Here is a 15,520-nt window from a genome sequence, read left to right as displayed (position 1 = left end):
CCGTGCGCCCTGACGAGTTCCGAGGCCAACATGACGGCCGGCCTCATATCTGTAGTGAGGGACGCAGCGCATGCTCTCCAAATTCTTCCTGAACAGACCCGTTTTCGCCTGGGTGATCGCCATCATCCTCATGACGCTGGGCCTCTTGTCTCTGTACAAGATGCCCATCGCCCAGTATCCGCCCATCGCGCCGCCCTCCATCGCCATCGACGCCTACTACGCGGGCGCTTCCGCCGAGACGGTGGAGAACACCGTGACCCAGATCATCGAGCAGAAGATGACGGGGCTGGACGGCCTGCTCTACCTGAGCGGCACGAGTTCCTCGTCCGGCGCGGCGCGCATCGAGATGACCTTCGCGGCGGGCACCGACCCGGACGTGGCCTGGTCCAAGGTGCAGAACAAGCTCCAACTCGCCATGGCCAGCCTGCCGGATTCGGTGCAGCGGTCCGGCGTCAAGGTCAGCAAGTCCACGCGGAACTATCTGATCGTCGTCGGCCTGATTTCCGAGGACGGCAGCATGAACGGCGACGACCTGCGCGATTACGCGCAGTCCAAGCTGGAGAAGGTGCTGTCGCGCGTACCCGGCGTGGGCGAGGTGGAGAACTTCGGCAGTCAGTACGCCATGCGCGTCTGGGTGAATCCGAACCAGCTGACCAACTTCAACCTGACCATGGAGGACGTGGTCCTCGCCCTGCGGGCCTACAACGTCGAGGTCTCCGCCGGACAGCTGGGCGGCGCGCCCGCCCTGCCCGGCCAGCGGCTGAACGCCTCCATCATCGTCCAGCACCTGCTGCAGACGCCGGAGGAGTTCGCCAACATCCCCATCCGCTCCAATGCCGACGGCTCGGTGGTGCGCATCAGGGACATCGGCCGCACGGAGCTGGGCACCGAGCGTTACGACGTCGTGGCCAACTACAACGGCAAGCCCTCGGCCGCGATGGCCATCCGCCAGGCGGCCGGAGCCAACGCCTTGGACACCGCCAACGCCGTCAAGAAGAAGATGGAGGAGATGCGCCGCTACTTCCCGCCGGGGATGAAGGTCATCTACCCCTACGACACCACGCCGTTCACCAAGGTGGCCATCGAGGAGGTGGTCAAGACTCTGTTCGAGGCGGTGCTGCTCGTCTTTCTCATCATGTACTTGTTCATGGGCAACATCCGGGCCACGATCATCCCGACGATCGCGGTGCCGGTGGTCCTGCTCGGCACCTTCGCGGTGCTCGACGCCGCGGGCTTCTCCATCAACATGCTGACCATGTTCGCCATGGTGCTCGCCATAGGCCTGCTGGTGGACGACGCCATCGTCGTGGTGGAGAACGTGGAGCGCATCATGGCCGAGGAGGGGCTCCCGCCCCGGGAGGCCACGGCCAAGTCCATGGAGGAGATCACCAGCGCGCTCATCGGCATCGGCCTGGTGCTCTCGGCGGTCTTCGGGCCCATGGCCTTTTTCGAGGGCTCCACCGGCGTACTCTATCGTCAGTTCTCCATCACCGTCATCGCCTCCATGCTCCTCTCCGTGCTCGTGGCCCTGATCCTGACCCCGGTCCTCTGCGCCACGTTCCTCAAGCCGGTGCCCAAGGGGCACGAGCCCTCGGACAGCGCGATCTTCTTCCTGCGGCCCTTCTTCCGCTGGTTCGACAAGGTGTTCTTCAAGGTCCGCTCCATGTATGTGGGGCTCGTCGGCTATTCGCTCGACAGGAAGAGGCGCTTCCTGCTGCTCTATGTCCTGCTCGTCGCGGCCGTCGCCTTCTCCTTCAGCCGTATGGCCACCTCCTACATCCCGGACGAGGACCAGGGGATTCTCATGGTCCAGGCAATGCTGCCCGCGGGCTCCACCCTGGAGCAGTCCCAGGCGGTCATGGACAGGGTGCAGACGCATTTCATGGAAAACGAGAAGTCGACCGTGGCGAGCTTCCTGAGCGTCGTCGGCACGAGCTTCGGCGGGCAGGGTCAGAACATGGCCCTGGCCTTCGTCAAGCTCAAGGACTGGCACCTGCGCGGCCGGGACGACCAGAAGGTCAAGGCTATCGCGGGACGGGCCATGCGGGCCTTTTCGCAGATCAAGGACGGCATGGTCTTCGCCTTTCCGCCGCCGCCGGTGATCGAACTCGGCATGGCCTCGGGCTTCGACTTCCAGTTGCAGGACGTGGGCGGCCTCGGGCACGAGAAGCTTATGGCGGCGCGCAACCAGCTTCTCGGCATGGCCATGAAGGATCCGCGCCTGACGCGGGTGCGGCCCAACGGCGTGGACGACGTGCCCCAGTATTACATCGACGTGGACTGGGACCGCGCCGGGGCCATGGGGCTGCCCGTGGCCTCCATCCACGAGACCCTGTCCGCGGCCTTCGGCGGGTATTACGTGAACAACTTCGTCCAGGGCGGCCGGGTGAAGCAGGTCTACGTCCAGGCCGACGCGCCGTTCCGCATGCTGCCGGAGGATCTGGAACGCCTTTACGTGCGCAATACTTCCGGCAAGATGGCGCCGTTTTCCTCCTTCGCCTCAAGCCGCTGGTCGCTCGGTTCTCCCAAACTGGAGCGCTTCAACGCCTTCCCGTCCATCAACATCTGGGGCGAACCCTCGCCGGGCCACAGCACCGGCGAGGCCATGATCGTGATGGAGGAGCTTGCGGCCAAGCTGCCGCAGGGCATCGGCTTCGACTGGAACGGCCTTTCCTACCAGGAACGCATGGCCACGGCCCAGGGCCCGGTCCTCTACGCCTTCTCCATCTTCGTGATCTTCCTCTGCGTGGCCGCGCTGTATGAGAGCTGGACCATACCCTTCGTGAACCTGCTCATGCTGCCGCTGGGCGTGTTCGGCGCCATCCTGGCCACGTCGCTCAGGGGCATGCCCAACGACGTGTATTTCCAGATCGGCTTCCTCACCACCCTCGGCCTTTCGACAAAGAACGCCATCCTGATCATCCAGTTCATCAAGGAGCGCATGTCCCACGGGGACAGCCTCATCGACGCCACGCTCGGCGCGGTGAAGACCCGGTTCCGGCCGGTCATGATGACCTCCCTGGCCTTCTTCTTCGGTGTGCTGCCGCTGGCCGTGGCGAGCGGCGCCGGCGCGGGCGCCATGAACGCCATCGGCACCGCCGTGTGCGGCGGCATGATCTCCGCCACCTTCATCGACCTGGTCTTCATTCCGTTGTTTTTCGTGGCGGTCGCCCGCCTGTTCCGAATGAAGACGAAGCTGCGAAAGGATCGGGTCGCCTGAATGGGCTGGGCGGCATGGACGTCGCCCGTTCTTTCCAGCGGACCGGTTGCTCGGATGAGCTGGACCTGTCTCCGGAGGTGACATGAAACGCGTTCTTTTGCGGCGGCGTCCGCGCCTGATGTTGGGCCTCGCCCTGGCCGCAGTGCTGATCCTGAATGCGGAAGCGGCGCGAGCCTTCGACGATGAGGCCGTCCGCGCCAAGTTGGCCGACGAGCACGCCATGTGTGCGGCCTATCAGTATATCGTGCTGGAGTGCATAGGCGACAAGCGCGCGTCGCTCGGAGCGGATGCGAGGGTCAAGGAGCTGTATCGGTCGTCCGCGGACTACAACCTCGCCCTGGCGAGTTTCTTTTCCGATGTGCGCTTGGCCGCGCTGAAGCTGAACGACCACAAGTCAGAGATGACGGTGAAAATGAGTTCCTGCGCCGACGTGTCCCTCCTGGTGGGCGAATATGAGGCCTTCTGTCGGGACATGACCAAGGATCCGAAGAAGAGCTGGGCATACTGGAAGGACAGAAAATAGGTCGGCCGCTTTCCGGTCGCCCACGCGGTCGCGTTCCCCGTTGTCCCCGTTTTTATAAAAAAACGGTTCTTGCTGTCTCCCCTGCGGGGCGGTGCTAGACTCCGCTCATGGAACCGGTCGCACCCATCTTCGCCGGTCCCAGGGGAACTGATGGAACCGTGCGAATTCGCTGAAACCTGTCCCTTTTTCCGGACGCATCGCTATGATCCCCCGACGGTACGGCGAAAGATTCTGGATCTGTATTGCCTGGGCGAGTTGCGGGAATCGTGCATGTGCAGGACGTATCGGCTCGAACGGGGAGAGATGCCTCCCGCGGACATGCTGCCCACCGATGCTCCCGCGCGCTGAAGCGCCGGCCGCCACGTTGCGCTCCCTGCCTGGCGGAGCTAGGATATTCTTTGCGGGAGACGCGTTTTCCGCGAAGAGTCGTCCACAGGAGGTTGAGTGGGCCATGGACCGATATGTTTGCCTCATGTGTGGCTTCATCTACGATCCGAAGAAAGGCGATCTGGCGGGGGGGCTTGCGCCTGGAACCGATTTTTCACAGGCCGGAGTGGACTGGAGATGTCCTCGCTGCGGTGCGCCTGAGCGCAACTTCGCCCGCAAGGAAGAGGATGATTGAGCTTCCTGTCTCTTCAGTGAGTTCTTGGTTTGGTCCGGTCGTCTCGCGCGGTCGGACTTTTTTCTTGACGAAAGCTTAGAATAGTAATAGGATTCATTACTAATAAAATCAAGGAGGATCTCATGTCGAAAACCGATTCCAACCTGAAGCAGGCTTTCGCCGGCGAATCCCAGGCCAACCGCAAATACCTCGCCTTCGCGCAACAGGCTGACAAGGAAGGGTACTCCCAGGTCGCTAAGCTTTTTCGGGCCGCAGCCGAGGCCGAGACCGTGCATGCCCATTCCCATCTTCGCGCCCTGGGGGCCGTCGGAAGCACGGTGGATAACCTGAAGGAGGCCGTGGGCGGTGAAACCTACGAGTTCGAAACCATGTATCCGCCCATGATCGAGGCCGCCGTCGCAGAAGGCAACAAGGCCGCAGAACGGAGCTTCCGCTATGCCCTGGACGCGGAACAGGTGCATGCCGAACTGTACGCCAAGGCGTTGAAGAACCTGGAAGCCAAGGAAGAGATGAGCTATCTGATCTGTACCGTCTGCGGCTACATCGCGGAGAATGAGGCGCCGGCCAAGTGTCCGATCTGCGGGGCCGCGGCCAAGGCCTTCCGTTCGGTGAACTGAATCCGGCCTCCGCGCCGTCGCTCGGGCTGCCGCCTGGGCGGCGGCGCGGGAGCCTCAGATTTGAACGTCCAGACGGAGTCCCTTGCCTTCCGCCTGGTTGCGGGGTGTGGTGCCCTCGTCGGGGGAGGAGTCCCGTTTCGACGGTTGTGCCCCGGGGTGGGACATGGCCTCCACGGGCCGGGTGTCAGGGCGCTCCACCGCCGAGGGCGCGGCAGGCGTCAGGGGAACGGGCTGGAAAACAAGAGACGCCGTATTGTCCATAAAGACTCCGATGGGGTTGTTCAAATACCCCGTAAACGTCTTATCGGCGTTTTCAGGCCGGAGCTTTAGGTCGGCGGAATTTTTTTCAGGAAGAGGCGTCTCCTGAGGGCTCGTCTCCGGCTTTGGCCCGCGCCCAGAGTTCATTCATGGCCGCGAGGTCCAGAGCGGGCAGTTCCCGGTCCGAGCCGGCGGCCAAGTCCTCCATGCGTTCGAAGCGGGCCAGGAATTTGCGGTTGGCGGCGTCCAAAGCCGCGTTGGCCTTGATGCCCTTGCGCCGACCGTATTCCACCAGGGCGAAGAGATAGTCGCCGAACTCCTCTTCCATCCCCGCCTTGTCCCCCCGGTCCAGGGCTTCCTGCAATTCCTTCCATTCCGAACGCAACTGCTCTTCCATCCGCGCATCTGTCTCCCAGGTGAAACCGAGCCGGGCGGCCTTGGCCTGGATGCGATAGGCGCGCAGAAGCGGCGGCAGGCCCTTGGGCAGGGAAGCGAATATTCGCGCCGGGCCGCCTCCGTGGCCGTCGCCGTTCTTCTCCTCGCGCTTGATGCGCTCCCAGTTCTTGAGCAGTTCCTTCTGGTTCTCGAACGAGGCGTCGCCGAACACGTGGGGATGGCGGCGGACCATTTTGGCCGTGTTGTTCTCGATGGCTTCCGACAGATCGAAGGCTCCGCGCCGTTCAAAGAGCACGGCGATGAAGGCCAGGAGGAAGAGCACGTCGCCCAGTTCCTCGCGCGCTTCGTCAGGTTGTCCGGACCGGATGGCCTCGATCAGTTCGTAGGACTCCTCGACCACATAGTCGCACAGGCTTTCCGGGGTTTGTTCCCGGTCCCAGGGGCAGCCGTCGGGCCCGAGAAGTCGATCGATGACGCCCAGCAGGCGAGCCAGGGACTGTTCCGCGCTCACGAATCTCTCCTTGATGAGGTGTGGCGAAAACGGGATCAGGGGGCGGTGTCCGCGCCTTGCACGGGCATGCCGTTCTTTTCCAGAATTTCCCGCAGGGACGGCGGTTGCTTGGGGAGGGTGATGCCGCGTTCCTCCAGCGTCTTGCGCCAGTTGCTTGGAGCCATGTCCGCCAGCGCGCGCAACGCCGGGTCGGCGCGCGGGGCCAGCAGGGAATGCCGCACGGTCTCCATGCCGGGCAGGAACGTGTTCAGCAGCAGGAGCATCACCAGGCTGACGAGGCAGCCCTCGGCGAATCCCAGGACCGCGCCGGCGGTATGATCCAGCCATCCGAGCAGGGTGACCTTGAGCAGGTTGCGGAGGAACAGGGCGGCCAGCCAGCAGCCCACGAGCGTGGCCAGGAAGGTCAGGAGATAGCTGGTGGCCGCGATGGTGGCCCCGTTTTTCATGTACACGGCCAGATGCGGGGCCAGGACGCCGTGATAGCGGGACGCCGTGAGCGTGGCGATCCCCAGGGAGCCCAGGGACACGGCCTCGCGCACGAAGCCCTTGGCCAGTCCTCGGATGACCGCCAGGATCAGGATGGCGACGATGGTCACGTCCAGAAAGTTCATGGCTGTTCCTTGGCCGGGGTTTCGGCCCGCCAATCGACTACCAGAGGGGGCCGGAAAAGGGAAGAGTGCTGGAACGCGCCGAAAAGAAGGCGCGGGAGGGGCGTTCGGGGTTGTCTCCAGCGGTGTTCTCGGCTATCTGAACCGGAGCGCCTTCCGGCGCGTTCCCCAAGGAGGAGAGAGTGCGGGTCGTTCCCACCGAGTTTCCCGGGCTATTGGTCGTCGAGCCCCGCGTCTTTCGCGACGACCGGGGATTCTTTCTCGAAACCTGGAGCCGCGAGGCGTTCCGCGGCGCCGGTCTGGACGTGGATTTCGTTCAGGATAACCACGGCCATTCCCGAACCTCCGGAGTGTTGCGAGGATTTCATCTCCAGAGGCCGCCCATGGCCCAGGCCAAGCTCGTCTGGGTTCCGCGCGGCGCGGTCCTCGATTTGGCCCTGGATCTGCGGCGCGGTTCGCCCACCTATGGCCAAGTTTTCCGCCAGGAGCTCAACGCGCAGAACCAGCTGCGCCTGTTTCTGCCCCGGGGATTCGCCCACGCCTATCTGACACTCGAGCCGGACACCGACTTCTGTTACAAGGTGGACGCGCCCTATGCCCCGGAGCTGGAGGAGGGCATCCGCTGGGACGACCCGGACCTGGACTGCCGTTGGCCCGTGGCCGAACCCGTGCTCTCCGAGAAGGATCGGCAGCACGGATTGCTGCGTGATTTCGAGACGCCCTTCGTTTTTGGGCAGGAGTGAGGGATGACCGAGCCAGGAGCGTCCTCGCGGATCGATCCCGCCGCCGCGTTCGCCGAAAGCCATGCCGTGATCCTGGCGGGAGGCTCGGGTTCCCGGCTCTGGCCCCTGTCCCGCAGTCTTTTCCCCAAGCAGCTGATCGCCCTGGACGGCCGTCGGACCCTTTTGCAGCAGACCGTGGAGCGGGTGTTGCGGCTCTTCGCTCCGGAGCGGATTTGGGTGGTCACCAACGAGGAACACGTCTTCGAGGTGCGCAGCCAGGTCCGGGAGCTGGATCCGCGCCTGGAACCCCAGGTTCTGGCCGAGCCTCTGGCGCGCAACACCCTTCCGGCCATCCTGCTGGCCCTGGACCGGGTGGCGGCCGAAACCGACCGCGTGACCGTGGCCGTCTTTCCCTCCGACAACGTGGTGCGCGGGCATGACGCCTGGGTGAAGGCCTTGGCCCGGGCCCAGGAGCTGGCCCGCGAGGGCCGGTTCGTCACCTTTGGCATCAAGCCGGTCAAGGCCGAAACTGGTTACGGCTACATCGCCCGCGGGCAATCCCTGGAACGGGACGCCTTCCTGGTCCGTGAGTTTGTGGAGAAGCCGCCCTTGCACTTGGCCGAGGTTTTCCTGCGAGACGGCGAGCATTACTGGAACAGCGGCATGTTCTTTTTTCGCGTCAAGGATTTTCTCAAGGCCGTCGCCCAGTTCCAGCCCGATCTGTGGGCCTGGTGGTTGGGCCGGGCCGAGACGCCTCTGACCTCGGGCTACCGGAATCTCCCGAGCCTGTCCGTGGACTACGGCGTGGTCGAGGGCATCAAGAACATCGTCGTGGTCGAGGCCGGGTTCCAGTGGGATGATCTGGGCAGTTGGGAGGCGATCTACCGGCTGGGCGACAAGGATGCCTCGGGCAACGTGCTGCAGGGCGACGTGCTCCAGATGGACTGCCGCGGGTGCCTGCTGGTGAGCACGGGCGGCAAGCTTGCGGCGGTGGGGCTCACCGACACCATGATCGTGCAGACCCGCGACGCCACGCTGGCCATGCCCTTCCGCGAGGCGCAGCGGGTCAAGGAAGTTGTCGGTCGGCTCAAGGAGGAGGGCAGCACACTGGTGGAGAGCCACCCCACCGTGCGCCGTCCCTGGGGCAGCTACTGCGTGCTGGAGGAGGGGCCGCGTTTCAAGATCAAGCGCATCGAGGTGTTGCCGGGGGCCCGGCTTTCCCTTCAGATGCACCACCATCGCAGTGAGCATTGGGTCATTGTCGAGGGTACGGCCGTGGTGGAGGTGGGCGGCAAGGAAACGCTTCTGGTGGAAAATCAGTCCATCGACATTCCCAAGACCACCTCACATAGGTTGAGCAACCCAGGCAAAGTTCCTCTTGAAATCATTGAGATTCAGAGCGGCCCCTACCTGGGCGAGGACGACATCGTACGTTTTCAGGACGAGTATGGACGGGACGCCTCTTTGGAGGCTGATAGCTAATGTGTTGAAATAAATAGGCATCAATGTCCATCCTGAGCGCCGAGGACTCGTGAATTTTTTCCTATTCGCTTGACACGGAAAGAAGCTTCAAATTAAAGAACGGCATTCATTCTGGAGAACGTGTCTTTAACTCAAGGAGTGATGGGGCGAGGTTATGGAGGAGAAAAAAACTACCAAATGTGGCGGAGGATTCCTGGCGTTTGTCCTGGGATTCCTTCTCTCCGTGGTCGCCGGCTGGGTCGTGTTCCCGGGCCTGCTCTACAGCGAGCTCGATCAACCGATCCAGTTCAGCCACAAGGTCCACACCGAGGACCAGGGCCTCACCTGTGACAGCTGTCACTTCTTCCGGGAAGACGGCTCCTATCAGGGTATGCCCACCAACGAGCAGTGCACCGGCTGCCACTCGGATGTGATCGGCCAGACTCCAGCCGAGGCCAAGTACGTGCAGGAGTACGTACAGAAGAACAAGGAAGTGCCCTGGCGGAACTATCAGTACCAGCCGGACAACGTCCTGTTCTCGCACAAGGCCCATGAGCCTTTCGAGTGCACGGAATGCCACCTCGACGTGGCCAAGGCCGACAAGGCCCCGAAGTACTACGAGAACAAGCTCAGCGGCTACAGCAAGCAGACCATGAAGATGTGGCAGTGCGAGCGCTGCCACGCCGAAAACGGCGTGAGCAACGCCTGTCACGTTTGCCACAAGTAACGAGAGGGGTGCTGACATGGGTTTGGATCGTAGAGCATTCATAAAATTCGTCGTGGGCGGCGCGGCGGGCACCTTGTTCACGCCGATCCCGTGGAAACTGGCCGACGACGCCTCCATCTGGAGTCAGAACTGGTCCTGGATTCCTCGGCTGAAATACGGCGCGCTCACCGCCGACGCCACGTACAGCAAGCTGTGCCCCGCCGGTTGCGCCGTGAAGGTCAAGAAGGTGGCGGGCATCGCCTACGGCGTGGAGGGCAACTCCGCCAACGAGTTGAGCAAGGGCGGCGTCTGCCCCCTGTGCGCCACCGGTTCCCAGATGCTGCGCAGCCCCTCGCGGGTGGCCGGCCCCATGAAGAAGGACGGCGACAAGTTCAAGCCGATCTCCTGGGACGAGGCCGAGGCCCTGCTGGCCGACAAGCTGAAAGGGCTCAAAGGCCAGGACGGCAAGGTCGCGGCCATCAGCGGTGATCTCTCCGGCACGGCCAACGAGGTCCTCTCGGGCTTCCTGGCGGGTCTGGGCTCCAAGTCCTATTACTACATGCCCGCCGACCAGACTGCCATGGCCAAGGCCTGGAACGGCGTCATGGGCGGCTCGGGCCAGATCGGCTACGATCTGGAAGAGGCCGACCTGATCCTCTGCATCGGCGCGGACATCATGGACGCCTTCGGCCCCGTGGTGCGCAACCAGAAGGCCTTCGCCGCCAAGCGCCCCATGGAGGGCGACAAGACCCTGACCCTGGTCTACGCCGGTCCGGTGCGCAACCGCACCGCCGCCGTGGCCGACAAGTGGGTCGCCGTGCGCCCCGACGGCGCGGCAGCCTTCGCCATGGGTCTGGTCAACCTCCTGGTCAAGTCCGGCAAGTCCGCCTCCCTGGGCGGCTTCTCCGACTTCGCCGATCTGGCCGCCAAGTTCGGCCCCGAGGCCGTCGCAAAGCTGGCCGGAGTGAATCCCGAGGCGCTCAAGGACGTGGCCAAGGCCCTGCTTGTGGCCAAGAATCCCGTGATCGTGGTCGGCTCCGAGTCCGGCCAGGGCGCGGGGGTGGCCCTGAACGCGGCGGGCGTGGCCCTGAACGCCATGCTGGGCTCTCTGAATGTTCTCCCCGAGTTCCCCAAGGCCGTGGCCTCGGCCCCGGATCGCGCGGGCCTGCTGGCCAAGGATCTGGTCGGCTGGCTGGCCGCCGTGGACGCCGGCAAGGCTCCGGCTCCCGAGGTGCTCTTCGTCTACGAAGCCAACCCCGCCTACTCGCTGCCCCAGGCCGGGAACATGGCCAAGACCCTGCGCAAGGCCGGGATGCTGGTCTCCTTCAGCACCTTCATGGACGAGACCGCGGTCATGGCCGACCTCGTCCTGCCCGCCCCGCACCCCTTCGAGCGTCTCGACGACGCCCAGAGCCCCTACGGACTGGGCAAGGCCACCTACGCGTTGGCCACCGCCGTGGTCGCTCCCGAGAAGGACTGCAAGGGCACTCCCGACTTCATCCTGGGCCTGTCCGGCAAGCTCGGCGTGGACCTGGGCTTCGGCGCGTTCGAGGACGTGCTCAAGGCCAAGGTCGAGGCCATCGGGGCCGACTGGGACGCTTTGGCTGGCGGAGCCGTCCACGTCTCCGACAAGAAGGGCTCGGCCCAGGCCTCCCTGGACGCCGGAGCGATGTCCAAGGCCCTGGCCGGGATCAAAGGCGAGGGGCTGGTGCTCATCGCCCAGGCCCACCTGAACATCGGCACGGGCAAGCTGGCCACGCCGCCCCTCAATCTGCCCACCATTCGTGAGACCGAACTCTACGGCAAGGACGTCTTCGTGCAGATGTGCGCGGCCACGGCCAAGTCGCTGGGGCTCTCCGAAGGCGCCAAGGTGAAGCTCGCCGCGGGCGGCGCCGACATCTCGGCACGTGTGAACCTGAGCGAGGGTGTCATGCCCGGTGTGGTGGCCGCCCCCCTGGGCCTGGGCCGCACGGCCTGGGATCCCTACACCAAGGGCAAGGGCGATAACGTTTGCAAAATCCTCGCCGTGAGCGCTGAACCGGGCACGGGTCTTTCCGTGTGGGCCGGCTCCGCCGTGAGCGTCGCCAAAATGTAGGGGGACCCCAGATGCAAGCGAAAGAATTCAAAATCAGATGGGGCATGGTCATCGATGTGGACAAATGCACCGGCTGCGGTGCCTGCATGGTGGCCTGCCAGGTTGAGAACAACATCGCTCCGGCCACGCCGGAGATGGACGCCTGGGCCGGTGTGACGCACGACGCCTCCAACAAGCTGCGTACGCTGACCTGGATGCTCGTATACGAGATCAACAACAAGAAGGCCTTCCCGGAGTACGAGGCGGCCTACATGCCCCGACCCTGCATGCAGTGCTCCAGCCCCGCCTGTGTGCCGGTCTGCCCGGTCGTGGCCACGGACAAGAACGAGGAAGGCGGCATCGTGAGCCAGGTGTACCCGCGCTGCATCGGTTGCCGGTACTGCATGGCCGCCTGCCCCTACCATGCCCGCTACTTCAACTGGTTCGACCCGACTTGGCCCACCGGCATGGACAAGGGGCTCTCGCCCAGCACGTCCGTGCGGCCGCGCGGCGTGGTTGAGAAGTGCAACTTCTGCCACACCCGCTTCCAGCAGGCCAAGGACAAGGCGCGCCAGAACGGCGGCGATCCGAACAATCTGCCCGACGGCGCCTACGTCACGGCCTGCGCCGAGGTCTGCCCCACCGGGGCCATCGTCTTCGGGGATCTGAACAACCCCGAGCACAAGGTGCATGAGCTGGCGCACAGCAAGCACGCCTTCCGTCTGCTGGAGAAGCTGGGCCTGGGACCCCAGGTCTACTACTACAGCAAGCGCGAGTGGGTGCATCGCCTGGGCGACAACTACCTGCCCAACGAAAAGAAAGCATAGGGGGCGCAAATGGACAGCAAACTCTTCCCCGAGGGCCTCGAGCGCTGCTCGCTCGGCAAGTTCCTGGGCTGGCTGGCCTTCATCGGCCTTGGCCTGGCCTGGGGCGCCTACGCGGCCGGAATCATCTTCTGGAAGGGCATCGGCGTCACCGGCCTGGACAACTACTTCGGGTTCGGCCTGTGGATCACCTTCGACTTGGCGGTCATCGCCCTGGGCGCGGGCGCGTTCTTCACCGGCTTCCTGAAGTACATCCTGAAGATCGACCAGTTGAAGAACATCATCAACCTGACGGTCATCGTCGGCTTCATCTGCTACTCGGGCGCCATGCTCGTCCTGACGCTCGACATCGGGCAGCCGATCCGGGCCTGGTTCGGCTACTGGCACCCGAACGTCCACTCCATGCTCACGGAAGTGATCTTCTGCATCACCTGCTACTGCATGGTGCTCGTCATCGAGTACCTGCCGCTCATCCTGGAACAGAAGCAGTTGAACAAGATCCCCTTCCTGCACCATCTGGCCCACCAGATGCACGTGCATATGGCCCTGTTCGCGGGCATCGGCACCTTCCTGTCCACGTTCCACCAGGGCTCCCTGGGCGGCATGTACGGCGTGCTCTTTGGCCGTCCGTACGCCTTCCGCGAAGGCTTCTTCATCTGGCCCTGGACCTTCTTCCTGTTCGTGCTCTCGGCCGTCGGCTCCGGCCCGGTGTTCACCGTGCTGGTCTGCACGTTCATGGAGAAGCTCACCGGCCGCAAGCTGGTGGACTTCAAGGTCAAGGCGCTCATGGGCAAGATCGCGGGCACCATGCTCACGGTGTACATGTTCTTCAAGCTCCTGGACACCTGGGCCTGGGCCACGGACGTCCTGCCCCGCATGGGCCTGACCTTCGACCAGATGTTCTGGGGAACCGTGTACGGCAAGTGGATGCTCTGGACCGAGCTGTTCCTCTGCGGCGTGATCCCGGCGATCATGCTCATCACCCCGGCCATCCGGAACCGCCCGGCGCTCCTGTACCTCGCGGCCATCCTGGATTGCCTCGGCATCGTCATCAACCGTTACGTCTTCACCGTGCAGACCATCGCCTTGCCGGTGATGCCCTTCGACAAGTGGTACGTGTACGTGCCGAACTGGGCGGAATGGGCTCCCAGCGTCATGATCATCGCCTACGGCTTCCTGGTCATGAGCCTGTCCTACCGCTACCTGCCGGTCTTCCCGCAGGAGAAGGCGCTCAACAGCAAGTAGCTGTGACGTTCAACGCCCCTGATATGAAAAAAGCCCGGCTTCGGCCGGGCTTTTTTCATCGCTTGTGGTCGGGCTGAGACCGTGCTCGTGCATGGGGTCCGTAGCCAGGGCGGAAGAGAAGACTGGGCAGCGCAAGGCGTTCGCGCCGGTGGACGGTCGCGCGGGATTGCTCGGGGGCATGCGGGATGCGTCGAAGGCCTTCCGCTGGACTTCAGGCAGAGGCCCGGTTCGAGTCCGGCCCGATGGCGGCGCCGCAGGGCCATGGGGAGGGAGAAACGGCGGGCGTCCGCACGGCGTGGAGGGATGCGCGTGGCGTGCGTGGCGCGGTTTCGGCATCCGCCGTTCCGTCGGGATGCGGCGGGATCAGTCCGCTTGGGGGTCGCCGTTGCGGCGTTCCCGCACGAAGTAGATGAAGGGCAGGCTTACCAGGGTCACGCCGTATTTGACCACCAGGTTGAAGAGGAAGATTTCGCCCACCACGGTCCAGGGCAGGGTGAAGCCGAAGGCTCCCACGGCGAAGATCACGTTGTCCACCGGGATGCTCACGGAGTTGCTCAGGAGCACGCGCAGCCAGTGGAAGCGCCGGGTCACGCGGCGGACGAACCAGTGGTAGACCTCGGTGTCGGTCAGTTCGCTGACCACCTGGGCCAGGATGGAGGCCGCCACCAGCCGCCAGACCGGGGTGAGCACGGCGCTGAACTGCTCGTCGAGGCCCCATTGCGGGTCGCCGGGCACGCCGGTGATCCACATGAGATAGAGGGCCATGAACAGGTTCAGGGCTCCGGCGGCCAGGATCACGGCCCGGGCGCCGGAACGCCCCAGAACCTTATGCACCAGATCGCGCAGGGTGAAGGTGATGGGATAGAGGAAAGTGCCCATGTCCACGGCGAATCCGGCCACTAGGCCGATCTTCAGGCTGGCCACGTTGGAGATGAGTTGAGCCCCGGCGTAGGCCGAAATCACCCAGACCGCCACCGTGCCGAAGGTCGAGGACTGGCGGGAGGTGGAAGAGTCGGTCGCGTCGCTCATGCCTTCCCCTGACGCCTGCGGGCCCGGAGGATTTCGATCACGGCGGGCATGACCGAGATGATGATGATGGCGATGACCGCCAGACCGAAGTTCTCGCGAACCACGGGGAGGTTGCCGAAGAAGACCCCGAGCGCGATGAACGAGCCGGTCCAGAGTATGCCGCCGCCCAGACTGTAGGCCAGGAAACGGCGGTAGTTCATGCGTCCGATCCCGGCCACGAAGGGCGCGAAGGTGCGCACGATGGGCACGAAGCGGGCGATGATGATGGTCTTGCCGCCGTGGTGCTCGTAAAACGCCTGGGCGTGGAAGAGGTGTTTCTTGTTCAACAGCCGCGAGGTCTCGCGTACGAAGACCGCCGGGCCGACCTTGCGTCCCAGCCAGTAGTTCACGTTGTCGCCGCAGATGGCCGCCGCCATGAGCAGAAAAAAGGCCAGCCAGGGATCGATGAGTCCGGCCCCGGCCAGGGCGCCCACGGCGAAGAGCAGGGAGTCGCCGGGGAGGAACGGCGTGACCACGAGCCCCGTCTCGCAGAAGACGATACCCGCGAGGATGAAATAGATCCAGGTTCCGTAGTGCTCGAACAGTCCGCCGAGGTGACGGTCCACGTGCAGGATGAAATCCATGTATTGGAGCAGGATGTCCACGATGCGTCGCTTCCTTGTCGGGAGTGGTTGCGGGCGCGGCCGCGTATGGCCGGGCCCCCG

Annotated in this window: 14 protein-coding genes; 10 read left to right on the top strand and 4 right to left on the bottom strand. The window is 64.2% G+C overall.

Annotated elements, in window-relative coordinates; genetic code table 11:
• Positions 1–70 precede the first annotated feature (70 nt).
• The 4 genes from H587_RS17840 to H587_RS0108395 all read left to right on the top strand — a co-directional run bounded on the left by H587_RS17840 (position 71) and on the right by H587_RS0108395 (position 4,982).
• Positions 71–3,220, top strand: coding sequence for an efflux RND transporter permease subunit (locus H587_RS17840; protein ID WP_034608882.1), 3,150 nt, complete (start codon positions 71–73; stop codon positions 3,218–3,220).
• Between the two features lie 82 nt (positions 3,221–3,302).
• Positions 3,303–3,743, top strand: a complete 441-nt coding sequence (locus H587_RS0108400) for a hypothetical protein (protein ID WP_027175896.1) — start codon at positions 3,303–3,305, stop codon at positions 3,741–3,743.
• Between the two features lie 451 nt (positions 3,744–4,194).
• Complete coding sequence (locus H587_RS20215; protein WP_084630551.1) at positions 4,195–4,365, top strand: rubredoxin; 171 nt, start codon at positions 4,195–4,197, stop codon at positions 4,363–4,365.
• 122 nt (positions 4,366–4,487) lie between these two features.
• Positions 4,488–4,982: a rubrerythrin family protein gene (locus H587_RS0108395; protein ID WP_027175895.1), complete on the top strand. Its 495-nt coding sequence runs from the start codon at positions 4,488–4,490 to the stop codon at positions 4,980–4,982.
• A 346-nt stretch (positions 4,983–5,328) separates the two neighbouring features.
• Here the strand turns inward: H587_RS0108395 and mazG are convergent, their stop codons facing one another.
• Together mazG and H587_RS0108385 are read right to left on the bottom strand one after the other, a co-directional pair.
• Complete coding sequence (gene mazG, locus H587_RS0108390) at positions 5,329–6,147, bottom strand: nucleoside triphosphate pyrophosphohydrolase (RefSeq protein ID WP_156904487.1); 819 nt, start codon at positions 6,145–6,147, stop codon at positions 5,329–5,331.
• 35 nt (positions 6,148–6,182) lie between these two features.
• The gene (locus H587_RS0108385) at positions 6,183–6,758 is read right to left on the bottom strand and encodes a CvpA family protein (RefSeq protein WP_027175893.1); all 576 of its coding nucleotides are present in this window, start codon (positions 6,756–6,758) and stop codon (positions 6,183–6,185) included.
• 179 nt (positions 6,759–6,937) lie between these two features.
• Between H587_RS0108385 and rfbC the strand changes: the two genes are divergently transcribed.
• The 6 genes from rfbC (at position 6,938) to qrcD (ending at position 13,787) form a co-directional block, all read left to right on the top strand.
• Positions 6,938–7,498: a dTDP-4-dehydrorhamnose 3,5-epimerase gene (gene rfbC / locus H587_RS0108380; RefSeq protein ID WP_027175892.1), complete on the top strand. Its 561-nt coding sequence runs from the start codon at positions 6,938–6,940 to the stop codon at positions 7,496–7,498.
• Positions 7,499–7,501: 3 nt separating this feature from the next.
• The gene (locus tag H587_RS0108375; protein WP_051202557.1) at positions 7,502–8,959 is read left to right on the top strand and encodes a mannose-1-phosphate guanylyltransferase/mannose-6-phosphate isomerase; all 1,458 of its coding nucleotides are present in this window, start codon (positions 7,502–7,504) and stop codon (positions 8,957–8,959) included.
• A gap of 154 nt (positions 8,960–9,113) precedes the next feature.
• Positions 9,114–9,665 carry a menaquinone reductase multiheme cytochrome c subunit QrcA gene (gene qrcA, locus H587_RS0108370; protein ID WP_027175890.1) on the top strand — a complete coding sequence of 184 codons (552 nt, stop codon included), beginning with the start codon at positions 9,114–9,116 and terminating at the stop codon, positions 9,663–9,665.
• 16 nt (positions 9,666–9,681) lie between these two features.
• Positions 9,682–11,739 (top strand): menaquinone reductase molybdopterin-binding-like subunit QrcB, encoded by a 2,058-nt coding sequence (gene qrcB / locus H587_RS0108365; protein WP_027175889.1) that lies wholly within the window; start codon positions 9,682–9,684, stop codon positions 11,737–11,739.
• An 11-nt stretch (positions 11,740–11,750) separates the two neighbouring features.
• A complete protein-coding gene (gene qrcC, locus H587_RS0108360) occupies positions 11,751–12,545 on the top strand; it encodes a menaquinone reductase iron-sulfur cluster-binding subunit QrcC (protein WP_027175888.1) in 795 nt (264 codons plus the stop codon).
• 9 nt (positions 12,546–12,554) lie between these two features.
• Positions 12,555–13,787 carry a menaquinone reductase integral membrane subunit QrcD gene (gene qrcD, locus H587_RS0108355; protein WP_027175887.1) on the top strand — a complete coding sequence of 411 codons (1,233 nt, stop codon included), beginning with the start codon at positions 12,555–12,557 and terminating at the stop codon, positions 13,785–13,787.
• A gap of 363 nt (positions 13,788–14,150) precedes the next feature.
• Here qrcD and H587_RS0108350 read toward each other — a convergent pair whose 3' ends face one another.
• Together H587_RS0108350 and H587_RS0108345 are read right to left on the bottom strand one after the other, a co-directional pair.
• Positions 14,151–14,816: a queuosine precursor transporter gene (locus tag H587_RS0108350; RefSeq protein WP_027175886.1), complete on the bottom strand. Its 666-nt coding sequence runs from the start codon at positions 14,814–14,816 to the stop codon at positions 14,151–14,153.
• Entirely contained in the window at positions 14,813–15,460 is a 648-nt protein-coding gene (locus H587_RS0108345; RefSeq protein WP_027175885.1) for a DedA family protein, read from the bottom strand. The genes H587_RS0108350 and H587_RS0108345 overlap by 4 nt, the downstream gene beginning before the upstream one ends.
• Positions 15,461–15,520: the final 60 nt, after the last annotated feature.

Origin of the sequence: Desulfovibrio aminophilus DSM 12254 (assembly GCF_000422565.1) — a bacterium.
Classification (GTDB): Bacteria; Desulfobacterota; Desulfovibrionia; order Desulfovibrionales; family Desulfovibrionaceae; genus Aminidesulfovibrio; species Aminidesulfovibrio aminophilus.
The sequence above is the reverse complement of the archived record's forward strand: the minus strand, read 5'-3'. Positions and strand labels throughout refer to the sequence as shown.